General features: G+C 68.6%; 18 protein-coding genes. 11 read left to right on the forward strand and 7 right to left on the reverse strand.

What is annotated here, in order from left to right; translation table 11 throughout:
- The 8 genes from F4X11_22025 to F4X11_22060 all read left to right on the forward strand — a co-directional run.
- On the forward strand, positions 1-1,253 hold a 1,253-nt coding region (locus F4X11_22025), incomplete at its 5' end, for a TraM recognition domain-containing protein (GenBank protein ID MYN67673.1).
- Positions 1,254-2,309 carry a CpaF family protein gene (locus F4X11_22030; GenBank protein ID MYN67674.1) on the forward strand — a complete coding sequence of 352 codons (1,056 nt, stop codon included), beginning with the start codon at positions 1,254-1,256 and terminating at the stop codon, positions 2,307-2,309.
- Between the two features lie 70 nt (positions 2,310-2,379).
- Positions 2,380-2,571: a hypothetical protein gene (locus F4X11_22035; GenBank protein MYN67675.1), complete on the forward strand. Its 192-nt coding sequence runs from the start codon at positions 2,380-2,382 to the stop codon at positions 2,569-2,571.
- Complete coding sequence (locus tag F4X11_22040; protein MYN67676.1) at positions 2,571-3,710, forward strand: DUF1738 domain-containing protein; 1,140 nt, start codon at positions 2,571-2,573, stop codon at positions 3,708-3,710. Before F4X11_22035 ends, F4X11_22040 begins: the two co-directional genes overlap by 1 nt.
- Before the next feature lie 262 nt (positions 3,711-3,972).
- Positions 3,973-4,191 carry a hypothetical protein gene (locus F4X11_22045; GenBank protein MYN67677.1) on the forward strand — a complete coding sequence of 73 codons (219 nt, stop codon included), beginning with the start codon at positions 3,973-3,975 and terminating at the stop codon, positions 4,189-4,191.
- Positions 4,192-4,278: 87 nt separating this feature from the next.
- On the forward strand, positions 4,279-5,007 hold the full coding sequence (locus tag F4X11_22050) for a hypothetical protein (protein MYN67678.1): 729 nt from the start codon (positions 4,279-4,281) through the stop codon (positions 5,005-5,007).
- A 56-nt stretch (positions 5,008-5,063) separates the two neighbouring features.
- Positions 5,064-7,826, forward strand: coding sequence for a hypothetical protein (locus F4X11_22055; GenBank protein ID MYN67679.1), 2,763 nt, complete (start codon positions 5,064-5,066; stop codon positions 7,824-7,826).
- A gap of 1,569 nt (positions 7,827-9,395) precedes the next feature.
- Positions 9,396-9,866, forward strand: coding sequence for a hypothetical protein (locus F4X11_22060; GenBank protein ID MYN67680.1), 471 nt, complete (start codon positions 9,396-9,398; stop codon positions 9,864-9,866).
- A 156-nt stretch (positions 9,867-10,022) separates the two neighbouring features.
- Here the strand turns inward: F4X11_22060 and F4X11_22065 are convergent, their stop codons facing one another.
- The 3 genes from F4X11_22065 to F4X11_22075 are packed head-to-tail and all read right to left on the reverse strand — an operon-like array spanning position 10,023 to position 14,043.
- Entirely contained in the window at positions 10,023-11,567 is a 1,545-nt protein-coding gene (locus tag F4X11_22065; GenBank protein MYN67681.1) for a PQQ-binding-like beta-propeller repeat protein, read from the reverse strand.
- 33 nt (positions 11,568-11,600) lie between these two features.
- On the reverse strand, positions 11,601-13,031 hold the full coding sequence (gene dacB / locus F4X11_22070) for a D-alanyl-D-alanine carboxypeptidase/D-alanyl-D-alanine-endopeptidase (protein MYN67682.1): 1,431 nt from the start codon (positions 13,029-13,031) through the stop codon (positions 11,601-11,603).
- Positions 13,032-13,044: 13 nt separating this feature from the next.
- The gene (locus tag F4X11_22075; GenBank protein ID MYN67683.1) at positions 13,045-14,043 is read right to left on the reverse strand and encodes a hypothetical protein; all 999 of its coding nucleotides are present in this window, start codon (positions 14,041-14,043) and stop codon (positions 13,045-13,047) included.
- On the opposite strand from F4X11_22075, the gene F4X11_22080 reads away from it, so the two are divergent.
- Positions 13,913-16,390: an ABC transporter permease gene (locus F4X11_22080; protein MYN67684.1), complete on the forward strand. Its 2,478-nt coding sequence runs from the start codon at positions 13,913-13,915 to the stop codon at positions 16,388-16,390. The genes F4X11_22075 and F4X11_22080 overlap by 131 nt on opposite strands.
- A gap of 20 nt (positions 16,391-16,410) precedes the next feature.
- Here F4X11_22080 and F4X11_22085 read toward each other — a convergent pair whose 3' ends face one another.
- Entirely contained in the window at positions 16,411-17,109 is a 699-nt protein-coding gene (locus F4X11_22085) for a DUF2911 domain-containing protein (protein MYN67685.1), read from the reverse strand.
- 323 nt (positions 17,110-17,432) lie between these two features.
- Between F4X11_22085 and F4X11_22090 the strand changes: the two genes are divergently transcribed.
- Positions 17,433-18,434: a hypothetical protein gene (locus F4X11_22090; GenBank protein MYN67686.1), complete on the forward strand. Its 1,002-nt coding sequence runs from the start codon at positions 17,433-17,435 to the stop codon at positions 18,432-18,434.
- A gap of 25 nt (positions 18,435-18,459) precedes the next feature.
- Here F4X11_22090 and F4X11_22095 read toward each other — a convergent pair whose 3' ends face one another.
- Genes F4X11_22095 through F4X11_22105 form a run of 3 tightly spaced genes read right to left on the reverse strand, consistent with a single transcriptional unit; the run spans position 18,460 to position 21,196 of the window.
- Positions 18,460-18,903 (reverse strand): hypothetical protein, encoded by a 444-nt coding sequence (locus F4X11_22095; protein ID MYN67687.1) that lies wholly within the window; start codon positions 18,901-18,903, stop codon positions 18,460-18,462.
- 4 nt (positions 18,904-18,907) lie between these two features.
- Positions 18,908-20,812, reverse strand: a complete 1,905-nt coding sequence (locus tag F4X11_22100) for a hypothetical protein (protein ID MYN67688.1) — start codon at positions 20,810-20,812, stop codon at positions 18,908-18,910.
- 3 nt (positions 20,813-20,815) lie between these two features.
- The gene (locus F4X11_22105; protein MYN67689.1) at positions 20,816-21,196 is read right to left on the reverse strand and encodes a BlaI/MecI/CopY family transcriptional regulator; all 381 of its coding nucleotides are present in this window, start codon (positions 21,194-21,196) and stop codon (positions 20,816-20,818) included.
- A gap of 330 nt (positions 21,197-21,526) precedes the next feature.
- Here F4X11_22105 and F4X11_22110 point away from each other — a divergent pair, with 330 nt between their 5' ends.
- Positions 21,527-22,591: a cyclase family protein gene (locus tag F4X11_22110; GenBank protein MYN67690.1), complete on the forward strand. Its 1,065-nt coding sequence runs from the start codon at positions 21,527-21,529 to the stop codon at positions 22,589-22,591.
- Positions 22,592-22,661: the final 70 nt, after the last annotated feature.

Below are 22,661 nucleotides of genomic sequence, written 5' to 3' on the forward strand. Positions count from 1 at the left end.
TCATCGAGCTGCACCGCATGTCGCCGGACCGCTGGGTGACGCTGCGCGACGTCTATCGCTCGACGCTGGACCCGAAGCGCATCGAACGCAAGCTCGCCGAGGTGGAAGCTCGCGTCGAGCCGCCCGGCACGCTGCGCGTCCCGATGGCGGCGATGGCGTCGCACGGCGGCGAGCTGGCCGCCTGGTCCTGGAAGACGGCCGGCGATGTCGCCCGCGCGCCCGACGAGCCGGCCTTGCGCGAGCAGCTCGACAAGCTGGGGATCGCCTTCGATGTCGAGCCGCCCGTGGCCGGCGATCCGGACCGCCGCGAGCGGCTCGACGCCATCCGCCGCTGGTTCGCGCAGGACTGGCAGGCCCTCGACCCGAAGCTGCGCTCCAGCATCGTCGAGGGCCTCAGCGTCTTCCTCTCCGTCTTCGACCTGCCCGACGTGGCCGCGATCTTCTGCCCGCCCAGGCCGCCCGACGCGCACGGCGCGCCAGCCGACGCCCCCGCGGCCGACGCGGCGCCCGTCGTCCGGCCGCTGCCGCCGCTCGACGAGGTGATCGACGCCGGCAAGGTCCTGTGCCTGAACATGCCGGCCGGCACCAATCCGGCCCTTTCCAGGGCCGTCGGCGTCCTGCTCAAGCAGGCGTGGCTCCAGACGCTGCTCCGACGCCCGGCCGAGATGGCGCGCCGCCCCGGCCGCATCTGGCGGCCCGCCGTGTTCCTGTGCGACGAGTACCAGAGCTTCGCCACCGTCGGCGAGGACGACCCGGCCGGCGACGAGAAGGCGTTCGCCCTGACCCGCCAGTCGCGCCTCATCCCCATCGTGGCCACGCAGTCGATCTCGTCGCTGCGCGCCGTGTTGGGCCAGTCCGAGGCGTGGCGGGCGCTGCTCCAGACGCTCCGCACGCGCATCTTCCTGTCGCTTGGCGACGACTCGTCGGTGCAGATCGCAAGCGCGCTGTGCGGCCAGGTCGCCCGCATGAAGGCGTCCTACAGCTTCTTGGAGCAGACTTCGCAGGCCACCGCGTCGCTGCTCTCCGGAGCCCCCGGCGGCGGGACCGGCAGCCTCAGCGCCAGCAAGTCGTTCAGCGAACGCCGCGAGGCGCTGTTCCATCCCCGCGACTTCGCCCTGCTCGGCAACTGCCAGGCCATCGTCCTGCCCTACGACGGCCGACGCGCGCTCGACGCGCGCCGTTGCTATCTCAAGCCGGACTTCCTGCCGCGGGACCGGCCCTACTGGCGCGCCCGCGAGGCCGGAGACCTGTAGATGGAGCTGACCGTCGCCGACCTGACGCCGTTCCTGCCGGGGCTCGAAGCCGCACTCGACGACGAGACCGTCTCCGAGGTGATGATCAACGGCCCGGGCACGGTCTTCATCGAGCGCGCCGGCCGCATGACGGCGCTCGACGCGCCGGAGCTGACGGCCGACGCGGTGGCGCGCGCCGCCGTCCAGATCGCACGGCCGCTCGGAAGGGACCCGCTCTCCGAGCCGGTCATCGACGCCAGGCTGGCGGACGGCTCGCGCGTCGCCATCTGCGGCCCGCCGGCCGCCCCGACGGCCGCGATCACCATCCGCCGCTTCGGGGGCCGGGCCTTCACCGTCGCCGAGCTGACCGCGAGCGGGTCGCTTCCGGCCGCCGTCGCCGACGAGACCGCGGCCGTGCTCCGCCACGGCCGCAACGTCCTGATCTCCGGCGGTACCGGTTCCGGCAAGACGACGCTGCTGAACGCGCTGGTGTCGCTGCTGCCCGCCGAAGGCCGCGTCGTCTCCATCGAGGACACCCTGGAGCTGCGGCTGCGCCGGACCAACGGCCTGCGGTTCGAGGCGCGCGGGCTCGGCGACCGCGGCGTCACCATCCGCGACCTGGTGCGCCATGCGCTGCGCCACCGGCCCGACCACATCGTCGTCGGCGAGGTCCGCGGGGCCGAGGCCGCAGACCTGCTCCAGGCGCTCAACACCGGGCACGGGGGCAGCTTGGCCACGGTGCATGCGAACAATGCCGCCGCGGCCCTGTCGCGGCTGGCGACCTGCGCCATGCAGGCCAGCGACGCCCTGCCCTGGGCCGTCGTCTGCCGCGGCGTGGTCGACGGCATCGAGGCCGTCATTCACCAGACCCGGACGCCCGAAGGCGTCCGCCGCGTCGACCAGATGGTGCGCGTGCGCGACTACGACGCGCAAGAGAACCGCTGGGTCGTCGAGACCGTCTGGCCGGCGCCGCCGCCATCCAGGACCGGCTCCAGCGTCTCGTCGCCGGTCGAGCCGGCGCGGTCTTCGGCCCGGCGGAAGAAGAGAGGACGGCGGAGGCGTCAGTCCCGGAAGTGATCGAGTAACGGATTGAGCGGCCCGCGATGTCGCCGCGGGTCGTCACACCGATGGAATGGAGGAACCAACAATGAGCAGAACGGATGGGACAGACGCCGGCGCGCAGGAGCCGGTTCGGGTCACGACGCGGGAGGAGTTCGACGCCGCGATCGAGGAGCTGTTCCGGACGGGGCGGCCCATCGAGGCGCCGTCCCTGGAGGCTCTCGCCGGCTGGGACGTGGACCTCGAAGACGAGGCCGGCGCCATCGAGGAGGAGCGGTGATGGCCAAGGCGCGAGAACGGGCCGACGAGTACCACGCGCAGTTCGCCGAGCGCATCATCCAGGCGCTCAAGGAAGGCGCCGCCCCGTGGCAGAAACCGTGGAAGCCCGGCGAGCGCATCCTGCCGCACAACTTCCAGAGCGGGCGCGACTACCGCGGGGGCAACGCGCTGTACCTGGCCCTGAACGGACTGGAGCGCGGCTACGCCGACCCGCGCTGGGGCGGCTACCGCCAGATCCAGGAAGCTGGCGGCCACGTCCGCAAGGGCGAGAAGGGCACCCCCATCATGTACGTCGAGTGGCGGCAGCGGCGTACCGCCCGCGACGAGAGCGGCAACCCGGTGCTCGACGACGAAGGCCGCAAGAAGCTCGAATGGGTCCAGCGCGACCGGCCGCTCGTCAAGGTCCAGTACGTCTTCAACATGGAGCAGACCGAGGGCCTCAAGCTCCGCTCGCTCCAGGCCGCGGGGCCGGAGTGGGAGGGGCACGAGCGCGCCGAGGCGCTCATCCGCGGCAGCGGCGTCCGGGTCGACCACGTGGCCGGCGACCGCGCCTACTACAGCATGAAGGACGACCGTGTGGTGCTGCCCGAGCGGGGCCAGTTCGCGTCGCAGTCGGCCTACACGCACACGGCGCTGCACGAGCTGGGACACGCGACCGGACACCCGGAACGCCTGAACCGGCCCACCCTGGTAAAGCACGGCGGCTTCGGCTCGGAAGCCTACGCACGCGAGGAGCTGCGGGCCGAGATCGCCGCGATGATGACCGGCGAGCGGCTCGGCGTCGGCCACGAGCCGCGGCACGGCACGGCGTACGTCGCCTCCTGGATCAAGGCGCTGGAGAACGACCCGAAGGAGATCCGGTCCGCAGCTGTCGATGCGCAGCGCATCTCCGACTGGCTGATCACCCGTGAACGCGAGCGTAGCCAAAGCAACGACAAGGCGCAGCCCGACCGGCGCGACGACGGAGCAGGCCGGAGGATCGAGCGTGATCCAGAACGGCCGCCCACCGAGCCCGACCCACCCCGTGTCTCACAGCCTCGGCCGTCAACGGCACCGCGCGACGCGGACCGCCCGACCCCCGCGTTCAAGCCCGATTGGGAGATTCCGAATCGCGGCACAACCAGCGGACCGAGCCGTTGACCTTGGAAGATGCGGCGCGCTCGCACCGGGCGCGCCGCGCCGCCCCCCTTCCAGGTGCGGCGAAGCCGTCCCTCGTCGAGCCCCCGCGTCCGCCCGCGCCATTGTCATTCCCCCCGACGGGGGGAATGACAATTTCTCGACTTCGCGTTATCATCGAGATTTAATCAAACACTACCTGATGCCTCTGCTGACCTCATCATCGCCTCCGGGCGGGAGAGACCGACGAAGGAGGAGTCGCCCTGCTGCTGACGAGGGTGTACCGATGGAGCGCGGCAACCGCGCTCGGGATGCTCCTGCCCGCGGCGCGCGGCCGGCCAACGGCTTCCAGCGGGCGGAGGACCGAACCTTCTGCGCGTTCCACCTCGCGACCGGCGAGCAGTTGTTCCGCCACGCGGCCCCGCGACCCATCCGGTCGAGCCGGATGACCGATGAGGTCAACGGCAAACAGTACGTGACGGTGATCGCGACAACACGGTGCTGACCTTCCCACTTTCGGAGTAGCTGTGTGAACACAATCGACTCTACGACAGAAGGAGTGAGTGACCCGATGCCGAGGAAGTATGCCCCCATGCGTGAACGACGGTTTCGCGGCCTGCTTTCATTGCCCGGCGTCGCCCTTCTCGTGTTCCTGTGCGCTCTGGCTGGGGGAATGGCGAAAGTTGAAGCGCGACCACCTCAAGTCGCTGCCCAAGATGTCGCCGGACAGGAAGCGTGTGTCGGCAACCTCACGGAGAGCGACGTCTTTTCGGTTGGCGAAGTGCGTACTTCCATCTTGTCTCCCGCAGACTTTTCCGAACTGAACGGACCGGAATGGGTGCTAATGGATGGTCGCCCTCTGGCGGTACAGACTGCTCTCTCTCCACATCTGTCGGAAACGGATGAAAGAGGCCTGTTGCTTATCCCCGATGCACGTGGACGTTTTCTGCGGATGGTGAACAACAACGCATGCGCGCTGCTTCACGCCGATGCGGAAGCGCATCGCGCCTGCTTCGCCCGCCACGACCCAGACGGTGATCGCCTGAGCGGTTCATACCAACCAGATGCGCTGAGTATTCACACGCACACGCATGAAAACGCCGATCTCCAACTCGGTGGTATGGACGCCGTGGTTGTGCGGCCTGGAAACCGCCTCGAGGTCGGGTATGTTTCGGGCTTTGCGACGGACTCTACTCCAGACATATCCTCCGGTCCGCAGATGCAGACGGGCTCCACTGGAGACAGGGAAACACGTCCAAAGAACATCGGCGTGAACTATTTTGTTAAGATCTGCCTTTGCAGATCGGCTGTGTGCAAGTAGAAGTGGCTCCCGCTTGGTGTTGAGAACCATCTTTTCTAGCCCAGGAGCAGCCTCCGATGGTGACCAGCTCTGCCCGTTCACGCCGCCGTTTTCGACGGCTCCACAGCAAGAGTTTGTGCCTGTTCCTGGGTCTTGTCACGCTCGTCACGATAGCCCTTCCCGCCGACCTACTGGCCAGCGACTTGGCCATGAGGCGGCTCGCCGCAGAGGAAGCGCCGCCGCAGACGGTCGACCAAGCGCGGTCGCTCGCAGATCGGGCGTCGACCTATGCGACTCGCTGGCGCGATCAGATTGCCGCACTGAACACGTTGACTGGTACTCTTGTGGGCGCTGGTACGATGACCGGCGTACGCTACGCTCTGGTGTCCGCCGCCGTGGCCACGGGCGTTGTTCCGGGTGGCCAGCCGGTGGCGCTTGCTCTCAGTACCGTAGCTGCTGCCTTGACCGCTTTTGGCGTGAAGAACGCCCTTGACGAAGCGTTCGAGAGAGACGTCCGTCATGTATTGGTCAGGTCCCATCTCGACGGTGACGAGTTTTTCGAGGCGGTCGCCCAATCGGAACCCGGCAGCTCGGAACGCGCGGGCTTGGTGGTGTCGGCTATAGACCGGCTGGGACTGGACGATACCGATTTGACCAATGAAGATAGAGGTGCCTTGGCGGCGTATCGCTATAGGTTCGGCGAGTACGTATTCGGTGCAGATCTGGAGTCCGATGGAATGCTTGGGGACATCGGCGCCATGGACGAAAGTGAACTTCGCGACCAACTTGACGCGGTAAGGGCCGACCTGGAAACCACGGTGCGGGTCGGCAGAGAGATCGAGAATCGGTTACAGGCCTTGCAGGAAGTAGCGGTCGCGGTAAATGAACTGACGAACACGGTGAATGAGGGAAACGAAGCGATTCAGGAGAAGCTAGACGACGGCGCTAGAAGGGACGAAATTACGCAACAACTGATCTACCAGTCCCTGCCGGTTTCGGCGCGGATAGAGGTTCTGGCGAACCAGGAGTTCTTGCCAAGCCTGAGTTCGGACGACCGAAGCACCGAGCTGGAGAGGCTGAAAGAGCTGCAGAGGGCTGAACAGTTGCGGGGCTGGGCCGAAGATACCTATACCATCGCATCGTCCGGAATCAATATATTGTCAACGCTCGCTGTAATAGACGAAGACGAGGCGGGCACGGCAACGAATATTGTAACGCTGGGTACATCCGCGGCGATTACAGTGGCCAGCTTCTATGCGGGAAACGTTCCTGGGATCGTGACCGGGATTTCGACGATGGTAAGTAGCGCAGCCAGCCTGCTCGGCGGCGGAGAGACGCGGGACGCGGAGGACCGCCTCGCGACGGCGCTGCTGGAAGGGCAGCGGGAGTTGCTCCTGGGACAACACCGATTGATGAATGCGATCCGTACTGTCCACGCAGAAGTATTGGCAAACCGTCGGGAACTGACTGGAGCGATTGCCGGGTTGAACAGGGATGTGGCGGCGGGATTTTTGCAAGTACAAGGCTCCCTGCGGGATGTGCGGGCGACGCTGGCTCCGTTCCCGGATATCATAGTCGATGCCTCACCATTGCGGGATCGTTTGAATCGATGTCAGGATTTTCTCGCCAGAAGGGACAGGGCCATTTATGGAGGATTCGTCTCGGTGAACGATGTGCCGTCCGTCGTGCGATTTCCGGTCGGCGAGTTCGAGACGTGGGATGGACTGAGAGCGCACTACGAGAATGAGGACAACAGTAGGGACTGGAGAGGTTGCTGGGAAGGGATACGATCCGTATTCGCTCACCGGCAGATAGCCGATCGAGTGGCTGACCTGTACTTGGTCGCGCGACGCACAAGTGCGCGCGGCGGACCGATGTTGACGGACTACATCGAACCTGGGGTGGTGCCGCTTGTGGCGTTGACAGCGCGGCACTACCGGATGGCGAATTGGGAAGCGGGTGCGATGCAGACGTTCTGCGCGCTACTGAACTCGCCGCTGGCGTACAGCCGAATTGGGTTTCGCGGGCATCTTCATCCCGGAGATACACTGTGTGCGGGAGACGGGTCGGTCACTCCTCTGCAGGCGCTGCAGGAGGGCGACTTCACAGTGAGCGAGTGGCTATTGGATCCGGATGTGGTGCTGTATACGACATACTTGATGATGGACATCATGCCGTACTACCAGATGGTGGATGCGAATACAGGCGCGCTGGCGGAGGCCGAAGACATTGCATATGGTGGCGTGCGCAAGCCCAGAGAATCGGAACTCGAAGTCCTGGAGACGGCGTATCGGCTCGTGAGTTTGGCGATTGCGCAGCAGACGTTGCTGTCGGGCGATGTATTCTTGCCCGTGATACACGGTTATTTGTTTGGTTCGGGAGCAGCTCCTGGTGAGCGTGAGAAGGTGATCAGGATCCTGGAACACAATCCGGTCCTTGCCCATAACTACTTGGCGATGCAATTGAGGCGTGAGCTGGTGTTGCAGGGTAGCTTTGTGGATGCCATGGCTCGATATAGGACGGTTTTTGAGGACCTATCGACAGAAAACACGGAAGGAGTTGGCGCAACGTACGAAGAACTGTTCGCATCGACGTGGGAGTTTGCGGAGGAGGGAAATTGGGTCATCTTGAGGTATGAAGGCGTGCGAGGGGAGAAACACGAGACGCGGATTTCGATGCCGAGGCCGGAGTCGATCCAAGGGCAACGTTACATGATTTCGCCCGAATACGCCGACTTGATAGCATTGAGGGTTAAGTTGATTGACTATGCGTTCAGGAGTGACCTCGACATATTTGGTGGGCGGGCACTGGTCCAGGGAGATGGCTTCATGTGGCACTGAAGGACGTACGAGTCATGGCGTGGGGCCGGACCTGTGGCGGGGGCGGAAATGGCGAGTATCCGCGACCGGAGGTGGCCCCGCGGTTGCGCCGAATAGGAACTATAGCTGCACTGAGTGCTTCGGGCGTGCGCAGTCTTTGAGCCGACCCGGACCATGTTCGCATCGGTCAGCAGCCCGCGGAAGTGGCAAGCGGCGAGTCGGGGTCGTCGGCGTGGCGCGGATGGGACAGAAGGCATCATTGGCAGCCGGGTGGTAGGGCGTTGGTGGTGAGCTACGTTGTGAAGCGGGAGCGGGCTTCTGGCTTTGCCGGTGGTACGTTTCAAGCGGTCACGGGAGACGGCACGGACGCCACGGTTGGGCAGCTTCAGCACGTGGCGCCCGCTGCTCAGGGGGGTGGCGGAGCCGAAGTCCTTCCCGAAGGGATGCCTAATGCCTGGAGCGACCCGGCCCGGCAGGTGTGACGGAGGAACACCAGTTGGGCCGGCAAACCGTCAGGTTTGCGGGGTCGCTCCCGGTCCTATTCCGACCCGTTACGCGTACCAGTCTTCGCCTTGTGGGTGCGCGGTTGGGTCGGAGAAGCCGGGCGGTTTCGACGCGGAGATTGTGATCGGGAGTGTGAACAGGGTGTGATCGCGCGGCCGAGTCTGATCACAGCTCCGCACGGGCTCATGCGTAGCCACATTTTGCTTTCGGGGCTCTGGTGGTCGTCATGACGCTGGGGAGCGATCTCCGACCAGCGTTCTGCCTGTGCTCTCTGCCCGTGGTTGTTGGGGGCGTGAGGCCCAACGTCCGCTTTCCGGAAGAGAGGCAACGTGATTGGCGAGATGCACCTCCCGGCCGTCCAGACTGGCATATCATGCGACGGGCCGTGATGCTTCTGAGGCGGCCCGGATACCGCTTCCAAACGGATCGCCCAGGAGTTGCGCGCGCTCCGCCCGACTCGTCGACGTGCGGCGTTGCGCCGGCCGCTCGCCAGCTCCATGCGGCGACCACTTGATGAGCGTGAGGCAGTCCAGTAGACTCTGGCGCACGTGGCTCGGGAGGGGCACCCTGAGCCCGTGGGTTCGACGAAAGGAGAGAACTTTGGATATGCGGTCTGTTGCACGAGGGCTCTGGTTTTCGCTTGTGCTCTGTACATGGGCGGCTTTCGCATCAGCGGCTCAAGTACAGCACGAGATATCCGAGGAAGTGCGGAGTTTCGCCGCCGACGTGGGGCCTTATCCTGCAGAAGCGGAGCAGTTCGATGAGTCGGATCTGCTGACGGCTGTGGACATTGTTTCCGGCGAACGCGCTGCGGCGATGGACCGGAATAGACTTCCAGAGGACATTCAGTTTGCTGCTTGGGTTTTCTGTTGGCTGCTTCCTTGGGGGCCGCCAAAGACAGAATCGACGATATCGACGGTCCGAGATCTACTGCCCGACTTCATAGCGGACGCCTACGATAACGAGGATCGCAGGCAGGCGATACGGTCAGGGCTCAACCTAGAAGTTCTGCGAGCATCACCCGAGGAACTTCTTGAGCGCGGCTTGTCCCCATTGGACTTATTGGATTTCAGGTGATTGCACCCAATGCAGAAACTTAGAAACGCATGTCGACACTTCCCAATATGCGAAGCCGTAGTTTTCAGCCCATTGGTAGTGGCTTACGTTGAGTTGTGGAAGAATGTCAATCCAGTAGTTGGGTCTCCTCCGAGCGACAGAGCCATCACGCTTGACGCGGTTAGTGGCGGGTTCACTGCAGCCCTAACGGTCGCAGGTGTCATGCTGGCCGGAGCGCTGGTAGGCGTGCAGGTGTTTCGTCATCTTGGGCCAAATGGCATCGCCCACGTGAGGTACGCGGTCGTCTATGCTCTGTTCTCATTGTCACTTGGAGCTTGGGGGCTGGCCCTGGTGCCGAGCTATGCTGCTGCCAAGTACGATGTCGCGACCGTCATGGACGTGGCCGTCTTCGGCTTAATGCAACTCATTCTGATGATATTTGCCGCGCTCCGCGTCGGACTAGCCGTCTGGAGTTTTGTCAGAATCGAGAACGGTGAGTGAGGTTGAGGATGGGAGCCAGTACGCGGTTCTGATGTTCGACACGTCGGGGGGATCTTGGGGGATTCCCGCAACTCGTGGGATCTGGGTCAGTTGTGCCAGCCTGCCTGCCAGCCGTTTCCGGTTCTGCCAGCCGTTTTGGGGACCTTTCGGACCCGTTTAGATCACAATTCCGTCAACGCAACCGGGATATACTTGGCCTCTCGGCTGTGTGTAGACGGACTCCCAGTCCTTGCCGCCGGTGGCGTGCGGGCAGGTCAGCATCTCCTGCCCCTCGGCGGTGAAGATGAGCTCGGGGTTCTCGGTCACCGCGCCGGTGGCGCCGTCGATGCCGCTGATCACGTTCTGCGTGATGGTCGGCCTCGCCCACAGGAACTCGCCGGTCTCGCGGTCGAGGGTGTAGACGACGCCGGTCTTGCCCGGAATCCCGGTCATGACCTTGCGGATCTCGCCCGGATTCAGGCGGGGATTGATCCACTCGACCGCATCGGCGTCGGGGGCGACCGCGGTGTCCACCAGCAGCCGCTCGAAGGGGTGGTCGAGGTCCCAATGGTCGTTCATGTGCTGGTAGTACCAGGCGATCTCGCCCGTGTCGGCGTCCAGTGCCAGGGTCGAGTTGTGGTAGAGGTGCTGCAGGTCCGTCCCGCCGATCAGGAACTTCGGCGCCGGCGAGGTGACCGAGGTCCCGATGTAGACTAGGTTCAGCTCGGGGTCGTAGCTCGGCACCATCCAGGCGCCGACGTGCTTGCGCTCCTCGAACGGCACCCCGCCCCAGCTCTCGTCGCCGGGCTCGCCGGGGGCGGGGATGGTGCGCCGGCGCCACAGTTCCTCGCCGGTGTCGGGGTCGTGAGCGGTGATCACGCAGCCGTTGGGCCCCGCCGCGGGCATGCAGCTCCGGCCGGAGATTGCCTTGCCGTCGGCGACGATGGGACCCGAGGTCTGGGTGGCGGGGTTCTCCTGGTAGTCGAGGATCCGGGTCTCCCACGCCAGCCGGCCGGTGGTGGCGTCAAGCGCGAAGATGTGGTCGTCGGCGCTCGTGTCGATGATGTACGAGCCGTAGATTGCCAGGTTCCGGTTGTTCTGCCAGAGGGTGTTGAAGACGTAGTCGCCGATGTCTTCCGGGACCTCCCGGCGGTACTCCCAGCGGAGGTCGCCGGTGACCGCGTCGATGGCCTGGATGACGTCGGCCGGATTGGGCATGTACATCACGCCGTCGTAGACCAGCGGCGTCCCCTGCTGGCGCCCCTCGGTCATCGCGCGCGACCAGACCATGCGCAGCTCCCCGACGTTGCTCCGGTCGATCTCATCCAGCGGGCTGTAGCCCCAGCCGTCGAGCGTCCGCCGCCACATGAGCCATTCGGACGCGGGCGGATCCTGCAGCATGGCGTCCGTGACCGGCACGAAGTCGGCCTCGGACTGCGCGTGCGCCACCGTCGACCCGGCTGGCGCCAGCGTCGCCCCCGCGATTCCCACGACGAGCAGAACGAGAACGATGCGGGCGGGACTCGACATCTGCATCACGACCCTCCAGGCAATCCGAGGTGAACGCCGGATCCGCATTGTATGCGCGCGAGCCGCCATTGGGCGCCAGCGCGTGAGCCGCGGGTGTGCGATTCGCCGGCCGCGAGCGCTGCGACGTCGTCCGTTCGTCGGGTGCGCCGTACGCGGGTTTGGCGACCGGCGACGGCCTGCCTGCGCCGGCATCGACCGTCGCGGAAACGTGGCTCTGCTCCGGATTCAGCGGGCGGCAGCAACGCGCCAGCGCCGGAGCGCGGCGGCTATCTCGCCCCTCGCGGTCGATCGCGGCCGCGTGTTGTGGTTCACGAAGTAGCAGAAGACGATGGGAGCGTCCGAGTCCGGGCCGATGATGCCCGCCAGGGCGATGGTGTGGCGCAGCGTCCCCGTCTTGGCGGCGAGGGTCGGCAGGCGCGGCCACGCCCTGAGCGTGCCTTCGCCCCGCCCGGCCAGCGCGTCGATGAACGTCTCGGCCCACGGCTGCCCGGCCGCGTAGGCGAGCACCCGCACGACGGTCGCCGGCGCGATCAGGTTGGCGGCGGACAGCCCCGAGCCGTCCCGCAGCGACGGCTCGGCTGAAACGCGCCTGCCCGGGTCCGGCAGATCCTCCACGAAGTCGGCGACGACCTCGACGCCGTCGTCGAAGCGGCCCGTCTCCGCCGCCTCCAGCCCCAGCGTGAGGATGAGGGTGTCGGCGTACCAGTTGTGGCTCCTCGTCAGGATCTCCGGGAGGAGCTCCTCCAACGGGGGCGAGTGCAGCTCGGCGAGCACGGCGGCCGGGTCGGACGCGGGCCGCGCTCGGGCCTGGAGTCGCACGGCCCCTTCCACGGCCACGCCGGCTGCGTGCAACGCATCGCGCAGGCGCCGTGCCGCGCGCAGCACGGGCGCGGGGTCGCTGGCCGGGACCGTGAAGGACGGCTCGCTGATCGGGTACTCGCCGCGGAGCAGCAGCGTGTCGGTGTCCCATACCGGCAGGAAATCCAGGCTGCCGGCGCCCTGGCGGTCGCGGCCCACGGTCACCGTGCGGTTGATCACATCGACGCCGGCGGGAGCCCGCACCCGGGCCGGCGCCCCGACCGCGGGTCCCGGCGCGACCCGCACCGTGATGGTCGCTTCGTCCACCGCCAGGCCCGCCGGCGGCGCGCCGTGGCGATAGGGGAGGTCGCCGAAGGAGCGGTCCAGCGGGTACAGGCGGCCGGGGAAGCGCCCGGCGTCGACGACGAGGTCGCCCGTGATCCGCGTGACGCCGTGCGCGCCCACCTGGCCGGCAAGCGTCGCCAGCGGCTCGTCGGCGCCGTCGTCGAAGAACGCGCCCCAGGTCGGATCCGCGCCCGGCTCCACGACGAGATCGCCGTCGAGAACGCCGTTCGCAACCGATCCGTCGGTCGTCAGGCGGGTGCGCCAGCGGTACGCGGGGCCGAGGTGCTCCAGGGCGGCCGCCACCGTGACGACCTTGAGCACCGACGCCGGCACGAACAGGCGGCCGGCGTTCAGCTCGTCGATGACCTGCAGCTCCCCGCCAGCCAGCAGCCGTGCCGCCAGATAGCCGCGGTGCGCCCCGTCGGCGGGCGCCTGAGCCGTGGCTTCCGAGGGCGCGTGCAGGGCGGTGAGCGCCGTCGCGCCAAGCAGCAGGAGCAGACGAAGAGTCGTCATTTGCCGGCCGGACCTATCCGAACCGCTTCGCGTCCGCCGAAGCGTAACTCGCCATCATGCGGTCGAGCCCGACCGTCGCCTCGAGCGTGTCGACCACCTCCGCCAGGCGCGCGCCCGGGATGACGCACGTCATCTCCTCGGAGCGCATCCCCGTCCGGGAGCGGCTGAGCGCGCATCCCACGCTGGCCGCCACCACGTTCCGATCCTTGGCCATGGCCACGATGTGGCACTGCGGCTTGCCTTCTATCGGCATCTCCGGGAAGGCGTCCTTCAGCGTCATCAGCCCGAGGCCGTTGATGCGCAGCAGCACGACGTCGGGCGGTGTGTTGCGCTCGGCGAGCGGTCCGTACACCACCGACTCCGGCCGCTCGGCGACGTGTGGCAGGCCCATCACCGCCGCCTGATCGACCCAGCCGGCCTCGAGGACCGCGCCCACGTCGTCCTTCGTCGCCGCTTCCTCCAGCGTGATGAAGCCGTGCGTGTAGCTGCCGACGCTGCAGTTGGCGTGGTCCGCGGCGACGGTGGCGAAGGTGTCGCCGGCGCCCTGGATCCAGAAGACGCAGCCGGCCGGGACCTGCCCGGTGCGGCCGTGCTCGTTCGGCTCCGGGTAGTTGGGCTCGACGCGCGGCGCCGGCGGTGTTTCTCCAGGCGCGTGGAACGAAATCGCCAGCGGGGCCGCGAACGGCTTCAGCGCGGCGACGAGGCGGTCGTTGAGTGAGTTCCAGTCGGTCTTCGGTGCATCGTCGGTCGTCGTCATGCCGCGATTATAGGGTCGCCCGGTCGGGTCGGGCCGGGAAGCGGACGCAACGCACCGGGCAGCGTGGGTTGCGCGCAGCCGCCCCGGCTGCGGCGGAGCTCCTGTCCAAGAACGTCCCGCGGGGATGAACCCCGGCCGGGCTCCATACGTTACAGGTAGCATGATGTTCTGGCAGGAGGTCCGGTACGCCCTCCGGCGTCTGATCAGGGACCGGTCGCTCAGCCTCATGGCGGTGGCGGCGCTCGGGCTCGGCATCGGCGCCAACGCCGCCGTCTTCGCGATCGTGCATGCCGTGTTCATCCGCGGCCTGCCGTTCGACGAGCCCGGGCGGATCGTCAACGTCTCGTCGCGCGACAGCGACCGCGGACAGACCGGAGGCGTCTCGCTCCCGGACTTCGAAGACTATCGCGCGGCGGCCGCCTCGCTCAGCGGGCTGGCCGCCTTCACGGCCGGCGGGACCGCGAACCTGAGCGACGCCGATCATGCCCCCGAGCGGGTCACGGGGTCGCTGGTCACGCCGAACACGTTCCGCCTGCTCGGCCAGCGGGTGTTGCTCGGCCGGGACTTCCTGCCCGAGGAAGGCGAGCGGGGCGCGGACCGGACCGTCATCCTGAGCTACCACGTGTGGCAGGACCGCTACGCGGGCGACCCCGGCGTGCTCGGCCGGGTGGTGCGGGTCAACGACGAGCCGTCGACGATCGTCGGCGTCATGCCGGAAGGGATGCGGTTCCCGCTGAACTCCGATACCTGGCGGCCCTTGCAGCCGACCGATGCCCTGGACCGCCGCGACAACCGGATGCTGTCGACCGTCGGCCGGCTGGCTCCGGGCGTCGAGCTCGCCGCCGCGGACGCCGAGGTGCGCGCGCTGGCGGGGCGGCTCCGCCAGCAGTATCCGGACACGAACGAGCACACGGACGCCGTCGTCCGAACATTCAACGACTGGGCGAACCCCGCCGACGTCAGGCTGATCATCTCGACGTTGATGGGCGCGGTGGCGTTCGTTCTGCTCATCGCCTGCGCCAACGTCGCCAACCTGCTGATTGCGCGCTCGGCGCAGCGGGCGCGCGAGGTGGCCATCCGGGTCGCGCAGGGCGCCACGCGGTGGCGGATCGTCCGCCAGTTGCTGGTGGAGAGCCTCGCGCTCGGCGCGGCGGGCAGCGCCGCCGGCCTCGGGCTGGCCGCCGCCGGCATCCGCCTGCTCGACATTGCCACGCGCGACGTCGGCAAGCCGTTCTGGATGACCTTCCACCTCGACGGCGCGGTCGTCACGTTCCTCGCCCTCGTGTGCGTCGGGTCGAGCGTGCTCTTCGGGCTGGCGCCGGCGCTGCACGTCTCGAAGACGCCGGTCGGTGAGCTGCTGCAGGAAGGGGGGCGCACCGGGGCCGGCGGGGTGCGCGCGCGCCGCCTGGCCGCGGCGATGGTGGTCGTCGAGGTGACGCTCGCGGTCGTCCTGCTGGCGGGTGCGGGCTTGATGATCCGCAGCTTTCAGGAGTTCTATCGGATCGATCTCGGGTTCGACCCCGCTCGAGTGCTGACCGGACAGGTCACGCTGGTCGCCCGCAAGTACCCCGAGCCGGCGGATCGGCTCCGGTTCGTCGAGCAGCTCCAGCAACGCCTGGATGCGATGCCCGGGATTCGCGCGGCGAGCGTCGCCACCACCTTCCCTCTCTTCGGCGGGTTGCAGCGGTCGCTCGATATCGACGGGCGTCCGTCGTCTGACGGGGGGCTCGCACCCACCGTGACGACGCTGAGCGTCGGCGCCCGGTATCTGGAGTCGCTCGGCGTCTCGCTGTCGCGGGGGCGCGCGCTGACGCTGGAGGACGGCCGCGCCGGGGCGGAGTCGGTGGTGGTGAACGCGCGTTTCGCCGCCCGGTTCTTTCCCGGCGGCGACCCCGTCGGGCGGCGGATCCGCCTGCAGGCGCGGGGCGAGCCGCCCGGCCCGTGGCTGACGATCGTCGGCGTGAGTCCGAGCATTCGGCAGGCCGACCTGCGTGAGCCCGATCCCGATCCGGTCGTCTACCTGCCGTATCGGCTCTACACCGGCGGCCCGGCCGCGCTGCAATGGTCGCTCGCCCTGCAGCTTCTGACGGCGGGCGATCCTGCCGCGTTCGTCCCGCAGCTCCGCGCCGCGGTGCAGGCGGTCGACCCCGACCTGCCCGTGTTCGGCGCCCAGTCGCTGTCGGCCCGGCTCCGGGACGGGCGCTGGACGTACCTGCTCTTCAGCGGCCTGTTCGGCATCTTCGCGGCGATCGCGCTGGTCCTCTCGGCGGTCGGGATCTACGCGGTCACGGCGTACTCGGTGACGCAACGGACGCAGGAGATCGGCATCCGCATGGCGCTCGGCGCGCCGCCCGGACAGGTGATCTGGGTCGTTCTGCGCCGCGGGCTCGCGCAGGTGGGGGCCGGGCTGATCGCGGGATCGGCCGGCGCGTTCGCGGTCGGCCGCCTGATCGAGAGCCTGCTGGTGCAGACGTCTCCCCGCGACCCCGTGACGCTGGCGATGGTGCTGGCGGTGCTGGCGGCGGCGACGGTCGCCGCCTGCGTCGGCCCGGCGCGCCGGGCGGCCGCGATCGATCCGGTGGAGGCGCTGCGGTTCGACTGAAGCCGGTCGCGCCGGCCTCGTCAGTCCGCGACGGTGAACGCCACGGACGCCATCCTGGTGTCCCAGATCAGCGCCAGCCGCCCTCCGCTCGCGGTCATGTCCAGGAACTGCCACGAGAGCTGATCGAAAGCGACCGGCAGGGTCTTCAGTTCCATCGGCGTGCGCAGGACGTCGCGGTCGTCCGTGTACTCGAAGGCGCCGAACAGCGCCTCGCGGTTCTCGTAGTCGTAGGTCTCCTGGGCCGGCCAGGTGGAGACGATGAAGGTCCAGACCGTGTCCGACAGGTCGATGAACAGCGTGTACTCGCCGGGTTCCACCCGCGTGCCCGCGATCAGCAGCGCCGCCTCGGTGACGAGCCGCGTCGACCGGTTGGCGCCGGCGCGCCACACCGGGGCGCCGTCGTTGAGCATCTCCGCCCAGTCCGGCGGGCCGAACAGGTCGCGCCCGCGCTTCAGCGGCCGCCCGTAGTACACGTCGATCCACGCCCCGCCGAGGTAGCCGTACTGAACGGGGTCGAAGTTGCCGCCGACCTGCACGGCGGAGTGGCCGGGGGGACTGAGGATGCGGCGTTCCTGGGCGAAGGCGGAATCCGGCGCGGCGGCCAGCGCAATGAGGACCGCGCCCGTGGCGAAGGCGGTCCGGATGACGAGGGCTGGGAGTCTGCGCCCGAGGAAACGATGCCGGCGCGGACGACGCTGATCCGTGGGAGGGGTGCGCATCACTCTGTTCTCCTCTCGAGCCTACCCGGCTCTGCCGGACCGGCGTGTTCATGGAACAGGATCATGAGTTCTTTCTTGGCGAGGTCCGGGAGGCCGGCCGGAAACGGTTCGAAGCCTATCACCCGCAGGCCGGGCCTGCCCGGCCGCGGTCGCGTGTTCCCGGCCAGCACCGCGTTGCACGCAGGCGGCCGGCGCGCACCGGTCCGTTCGTCGCCTCGCGGCGCCCGCCGGTATATCGTCACACTGAGGCAGGCGTCCCGGTCCGGTGGCGACGAACCGGGCGGCGCCTCGGATATCCGGCCCGGCGAAGGCAGGAGGTTGACATGACCCGTCGATGGTTGGTGCAGTCGGTGGCGGCGGCGGTCACGATGTGGTGGCTGGCGCCGGCTCCCGTAGCCGGTCAGGAGCCGGGGGCGGCGGCGGCGGAAAATCCCGCGGCGGCGGAGCCCGCGTCTTTCCGGACGCCCTGGGGCGATCCGGACCTGCAGGGCATCTGGTCCTACGCCACGTTCACCCCGTTGCAGCGGCCGGACAATCTGGCCGGACGAGAGTTCCTGACGTCGGAAGAGATCGCGGAGCAGAACCGGGGCGATGCCACCCGCGCCACGTCCGAACGCCGCGGCGAGCTCAGCGCCGAACGCGACCTCGCCCTCGCCTACAACCAGGTATGGTGGGATCGGGGCGAGTCCACCGGGCGCACCTCGCTCATCGTCGATCCGCCCGACGGAAGGCTTCCGCCCCTCACCCCCGCGGCCGAGCGGCGGCAGGCGGAGCTGCGGGAGCACCGCCGCGCCCACGCCTTCGACTCCTGGGCGGATCGGCCGCTGCAGGAACGCTGCATGACCTACCAGCGGGTGCCCCCGGTGCCGTCCGGCTACAGCAACGCTTACCACATCTTTCAGGCACCCGGGCAGGTCGTCATTCTCAACGAGATGATTCACGACGTGCGCGTCATTCCGCTGGACGGGCGCGCGCCGATCGACGGCCGCATCCGGCAGTGGAACGGCGACGGGCGCGGCCGCTGGGACGGCGACACCCTCGTGGTGGAGACCACGCACTACCGCGACGACACGACCTGGCGCGGATTCCCGGGAACGCGCAACCTGCGCGCGGTCGAGCGGTTCACCCGCGTCGACGACGACACCATCGACTACCGCTACACGATTCACGACGAGGCCACCTATACCCGGCCCTTCACGGTCGAGCTGCCGCTCGAGAGCCCGCCGGGCTACGTCATCTACGAGTACGCCTGCCACGAGGGGAACTACTCGATCGCCAACGCGCTGGCCGGCGAGCGAGCCCTGGAGGCCAGGGGATCGCGCTAGGCGAAGGAGATCGGGTCGCCGGCGATCACCGGGCGCGGGGCGCGGCCACGCCCACCCCGTGCTCGTACACCAGCCGTCCCCCGCGTTCGGCCGTCTGGAACAGGAGCAGGACGCCGACGAGGCCGGCCGCGACGACCGGCAGCCACCGTACGCGGGCGGTCATCAGGCCCGCCAGATCCAGACCGAGCCGGCCCAGCGCGAAGACGCCCAGGTAGACGGTGGCGCGTAGCGCCCACGCCCAGTGCTCGTCGACGACCGCTTGCGCCGGACCCGGTATCCGCACCAGAGCCGCGTCGCTCCGGCCGGTGAAGTACGCGGCGAGCAGAGCCGCCGCGCCCGCCACGTAGAGGCCGGTCGCGGTCGTTCGCAGCGCCGAGCGCGGGCCCGCGCCGAGCGCCGCGACGTCGATGACCGCGGCGGTCACGATCAGCCCGATCGGGAAATGCACGATCAGCGGGTGGAGCGTCACGGCGTCAGTTTCCGCCCCGCGGCGGCAGGGCCGATTCGTCGATCGAGGTCCAGTTGCCGCGGCTGAGCGCGTCGATGACTGCGCGGCGGACCTCCGGGTCGTCGGCGTCCATCAACCCGATGAGCGCCTCCATCGCCGGCTCGCCGCCGGTGCGGGCCAGCGCGTCGATCACGTCATGGAGCGCATCGCCCGCGATCAGGGTCAGGGCCGTGATCAGCCCGCGCGTTGCCCGCGGGTCGCGGATCCGGCCGAGCGCCCAGGCAATCCGTTCCTGCACGGCGGCGTCCGCGTCCTCCAGGGCCGCCACCAGCCCGTCCACGGCGGCCGGATTCCGCAACGCGCCCAGGGCCCAGGCCGCTCGCTCGCGGACCTCCTGGACCGGATCCCGCAACAGACCCAGGAGACCGTCGACCGCCGCGTCATCCCGGATCCGGCCGAGCGCCCAGGCGGCCTGCCCGCGCACGCGGGCATCCTCGTCGCCCAGCGCGGTGCGCAGGACGGTCGCCGCCGCTTGCGCCCGGTGTTGTCCGAGCGCCCGCGCCGCCCGCGCGCGGACGTTGGCGTCGGGATCGCGCAACGCACCGATGAAGGTGCTGGCCAGTCGCGACTCGACGGCGCCGAGAGGCGCCGCCTCGAATTCCGCCGTTGGCGGCGCGGGCACGCTGTGCTCGACGCCCGGCGTGGGCGCGGCCGTCGCGCCACCGAGCTGGCGGCGCGCCTCGGAGACGTGCTGGACGAACGACGCGAACACTTCTTCCGCGACACGGTGCCAACGCTCGAACCACCCGTCGCGCGGCGGCGCGGCCTGCGATGGAGCGGCGGTCCGGCTGCCGTTCATCGGCGTGTCGATTGCCGGTCCCGGGAGCGTCTCGACGGTCGGTGTCACGGCGGATACCGCCAGCACGGCTCCGGTGAGGAAAACGGCGGCGAGGACCGCCGTCGAGCGTTCGGCCGCGCGCCGGACGGTCGGGTCGAGAATGGCGCGCATCCGGCGTTCGAGTTGCGAGGGTCGCGCTATGGCGACTGCCGCCGACGCGGCAAGGCCGGGCGCTCGACACTCGCGGGCGATGTCGAGCAGGTGATTCGCATAGTCGGAAGCACGGCTTCCCAGGCCCAGCACCGCGTCGTCGCACGCCTGCTCGCGCTCGACGCGCAGTCGGAACGCGGCGAGCCAGACGAGGGGATTGAACCAGTAGACCGCGCAGGCCCCTTGCGCCAGCAACTGGGTGGCGACGTCGGCGCGCTTGACATGGGCGAGCTCGTGGCGCAGCACGACCGTGCGGCGGGTGGACTGCCACCCCGACGCTGTCGCGGGCAGAAGAATGACCGGCCGGCGCCAACCCCAGGTCATCGGCATGGCCACGCGGTCGCTCTGGAGCAGGCGCACGGGACATCGGATCTCGAGACGCGCGCGCGCGTCATGCAGCGGATCGAGCCATTCCCGCGCCGTGACCGGCGTGGCCTGGGCGACCAGCCGGCGAATGTTCCGGATCCCGGCCAGGGACCAGGCCGCGAGCGCCGCTGCGCCGACCCCCCAGATGGCGAGCCACAGGGTGCTCCAGGCGGCGGCCGGCACGGCGGCCGGATCGGGCCTCGGAGCTTCGACAGCCCCGGCCCCGGCGCGCGCCCGGACTGCGCCGGCCGGGGGCGCCGTCGACGGACCGACGTCCAGGGCCGCCGCCGGCTGCCGGCCGTGCGTCCATGGCGACGGAATCGGTACCGGCACCCCGGGAAGGGCTGCGCCGGCCAGTGGCAGCACCAGCACGCCGGCGAGAGCGAGCGCCCAGACGAAATGGCGAAGCGCCGCGGAACGGCGGCCGGCGAGCGTCGCGAGCGCCGTGGCGATGCTGAGCAACGCTGTGGCGCGCACGGCTCCGTCGGCCAGCGCCGACATCCAGAACGAGCTCATCGCCTATCGTCCTTCCTGCCGGGCCCGGTCGATGAGGGCTTCCAGGCGATCGAGATCGGCCTCCGACAGGGGCGACTGGTCGATCAGCGCAGCGACCGTCGCCTGTGTGGACCCGTCGAAGAACGTCTGCACGACGCGGGCGAGCGCCGAGCGTCGCGCCGTTTCGGGCGGCACGGTCGGCCGGAAGACGTAGCGGGGTCCCTGGCGCCGATGTCGGAGGTGGCCCTTGTCTTCGAGCACGCGAAGCAGCGCGCGCACCGTCGAGTAGCTCGGCGGGTCGGGCAGTGCACCGAGCACCTGGGCGGCGGTCGCCTGCCCGTTCTGATAGACGACGTCCATGATTTGACGCTCCCGGCGCGAGAGATGGCGGTGTGTCTTCGGCATCCTGGAGAGTCCTCTTCCGGTTCCGGGGAAGCGCGACCGTGCGGCTGCGGCAGAAGTGCTTGAAAACTAGCAGCCTCTCTGAGAACTAACACCTGCGCCGAGCGCCTGTCAAAACGTGCAGACGCGGTACGGCGGGCGTCGGAGCGGCAGGTGCGTTACAGCAGCAACGAATCCCAACGCTATCGACGGGAGATTCGGTGCGCGGGGGCCGGAGTCGGTTGTAGGGCTCGCTTCCGGCTGATATGTTGGGTCCGTTCGGCGGTTCGGTCGTCGTCCGCCGGCGCCGGCCGCCACAGGCGTTGGTTCACGTGTTGTCCGTGGAGGTACGCGATGAGACCTGGACTGCTGTGCGGCGGGTTGCTCTTGCTGGTGGTCGCCCTCGTCGGCTGCGCGCCCGGCGCGGACACGGCCTCGGACGAGCCGATGGAGGAAGCGGCCCCCGCCTACGTGCCGCCCGACTTCACGCGCGAGTCGCGCGACCTCGGCCAGGCGGACATCGAGCGGATGATGGACGAGCTGTCGAACTGGGGCCGCTGGGGTCCCGACGATCAGCTCGGGGCCGCGAACCTGATCACCCCGCAGAAGCGGCTGGAGGCGCTGGCCCTGGCCACCGAGGGCATCACCGTGTCGCTGGCGCGCCGCGTCATCAAGGAAGAAGCCGACGACGTCCCGAGGCCGTTCGGCCACAGCATGCTGGGGGTGCCCGATCCGACCGGCGAGCCAAGCTTCTTCGGCGGCGTCAGCGACAACTACAACGTCAGCTACCACGGCTACTCCCACAGCCACATCGACTCGCTGTGCCACATCCTCTACAAGGGGCAGATGTACAACGGCATCTCGCACGACACGATCACCGAGGACGGCTGCTCGAACGCATCCATCATCAACCTGCAGGGCGGCATCGTGACGCGCGGCGTGCTGCTGGACTTCCCGCGCCTGCAGGGCGTGCCGTACCTGGAGCCGGGGACGCCGATCTACGTGGAGGATATCGAGGCCTGGGAGGAAATGGCCGGCGTGACCGTGCAGCCGGGCGACGCGGTCTTCGTCCGTACCGGCCGCTGGGCGCGCCGCGCCGAGATGGGCCCCTGGAACATCTCCGGGAACGCGGCCGGGCTGCACGCCTCCACCATGCCGTGGGTGAAGTCGCGCGACATCTCGTTCCTCGGCAGCGACGCCGCCCTCGACGTGGTGCCGTCGCTGGTCGAAGGCGTCAATCTGCCGGTGCACCTGATCACCATCGTGGCGCTGGGAGTCGACCTGTTCGACAACCAGGACCTGGAGGCGCTGGCCGAAACCGCCGCGTCGCTGAACCGCTGGGAGTTCACGCTGATGGCGGCGCCGCTGGCCGTGGAGAACGGCACCGGCTCGCCGATCAACGCGCTGGCCATCTTCTGAGAGTCGGCGCCGGCGCCGGGCGCTGAGCGGGACGGACACGGAGCCCCCGCCAGTGACAGCGCGACGCGAT

This window comes from Acidobacteriota bacterium, assembly GCA_009861545.1.
Taxonomy (GTDB): Bacteria; Acidobacteriota; Vicinamibacteria; order Vicinamibacterales; family UBA8438; genus WTFV01.

Coding starts and splice junctions, on each gene's coding strand:
- F4X11_22030 (MYN67674.1), top strand. CDS start 1,254: ATGGAGCTGACCGTCGCCGACCTGACGCCGTTCCTGCCGGGGCTCGAA.
- F4X11_22035 (MYN67675.1), top strand. CDS start 2,380: ATGAGCAGAACGGATGGGACAGACGCCGGCGCGCAGGAGCCGGTTCGG.
- F4X11_22040 (MYN67676.1), top strand. CDS start 2,571: ATGGCCAAGGCGCGAGAACGGGCCGACGAGTACCACGCGCAGTTCGCC.
- F4X11_22045 (MYN67677.1), top strand. CDS start 3,973: ATGGAGCGCGGCAACCGCGCTCGGGATGCTCCTGCCCGCGGCGCGCGG.
- F4X11_22050 (MYN67678.1), top strand. CDS start 4,279: ATGCGTGAACGACGGTTTCGCGGCCTGCTTTCATTGCCCGGCGTCGCC.
- F4X11_22055 (MYN67679.1), top strand. CDS start 5,064: ATGGTGACCAGCTCTGCCCGTTCACGCCGCCGTTTTCGACGGCTCCAC.
- F4X11_22060 (MYN67680.1), top strand. CDS start 9,396: ATGCAGAAACTTAGAAACGCATGTCGACACTTCCCAATATGCGAAGCC.
- F4X11_22065 (MYN67681.1), bottom strand. CDS start 11,567: ATGCCGGCGCAGGCAGGCCGTCGCCGGTCGCCAAACCCGCGTACGGCG.
- dacB (MYN67682.1), bottom strand. CDS start 13,031: ATGACGACTCTTCGTCTGCTCCTGCTGCTTGGCGCGACGGCGCTCACC.
- F4X11_22080 (MYN67684.1), top strand. CDS start 13,913: ATGAACCCCGGCCGGGCTCCATACGTTACAGGTAGCATGATGTTCTGG.
- F4X11_22075 (MYN67683.1), bottom strand. CDS start 14,043: ATGCCGAGCCCGAGCGCCGCCACCGCCATGAGGCTGAGCGACCGGTCC.
- F4X11_22085 (MYN67685.1), bottom strand. CDS start 17,109: ATGCGCACCCCTCCCACGGATCAGCGTCGTCCGCGCCGGCATCGTTTC.
- F4X11_22090 (MYN67686.1), top strand. CDS start 17,433: ATGACCCGTCGATGGTTGGTGCAGTCGGTGGCGGCGGCGGTCACGATG.
- F4X11_22100 (MYN67688.1), bottom strand. CDS start 20,812: ATGAGCTCGTTCTGGATGTCGGCGCTGGCCGACGGAGCCGTGCGCGCC.
- F4X11_22105 (MYN67689.1), bottom strand. CDS start 21,196: ATGCCGAAGACACACCGCCATCTCTCGCGCCGGGAGCGTCAAATCATG.
- F4X11_22110 (MYN67690.1), top strand. CDS start 21,527: ATGAGACCTGGACTGCTGTGCGGCGGGTTGCTCTTGCTGGTGGTCGCC.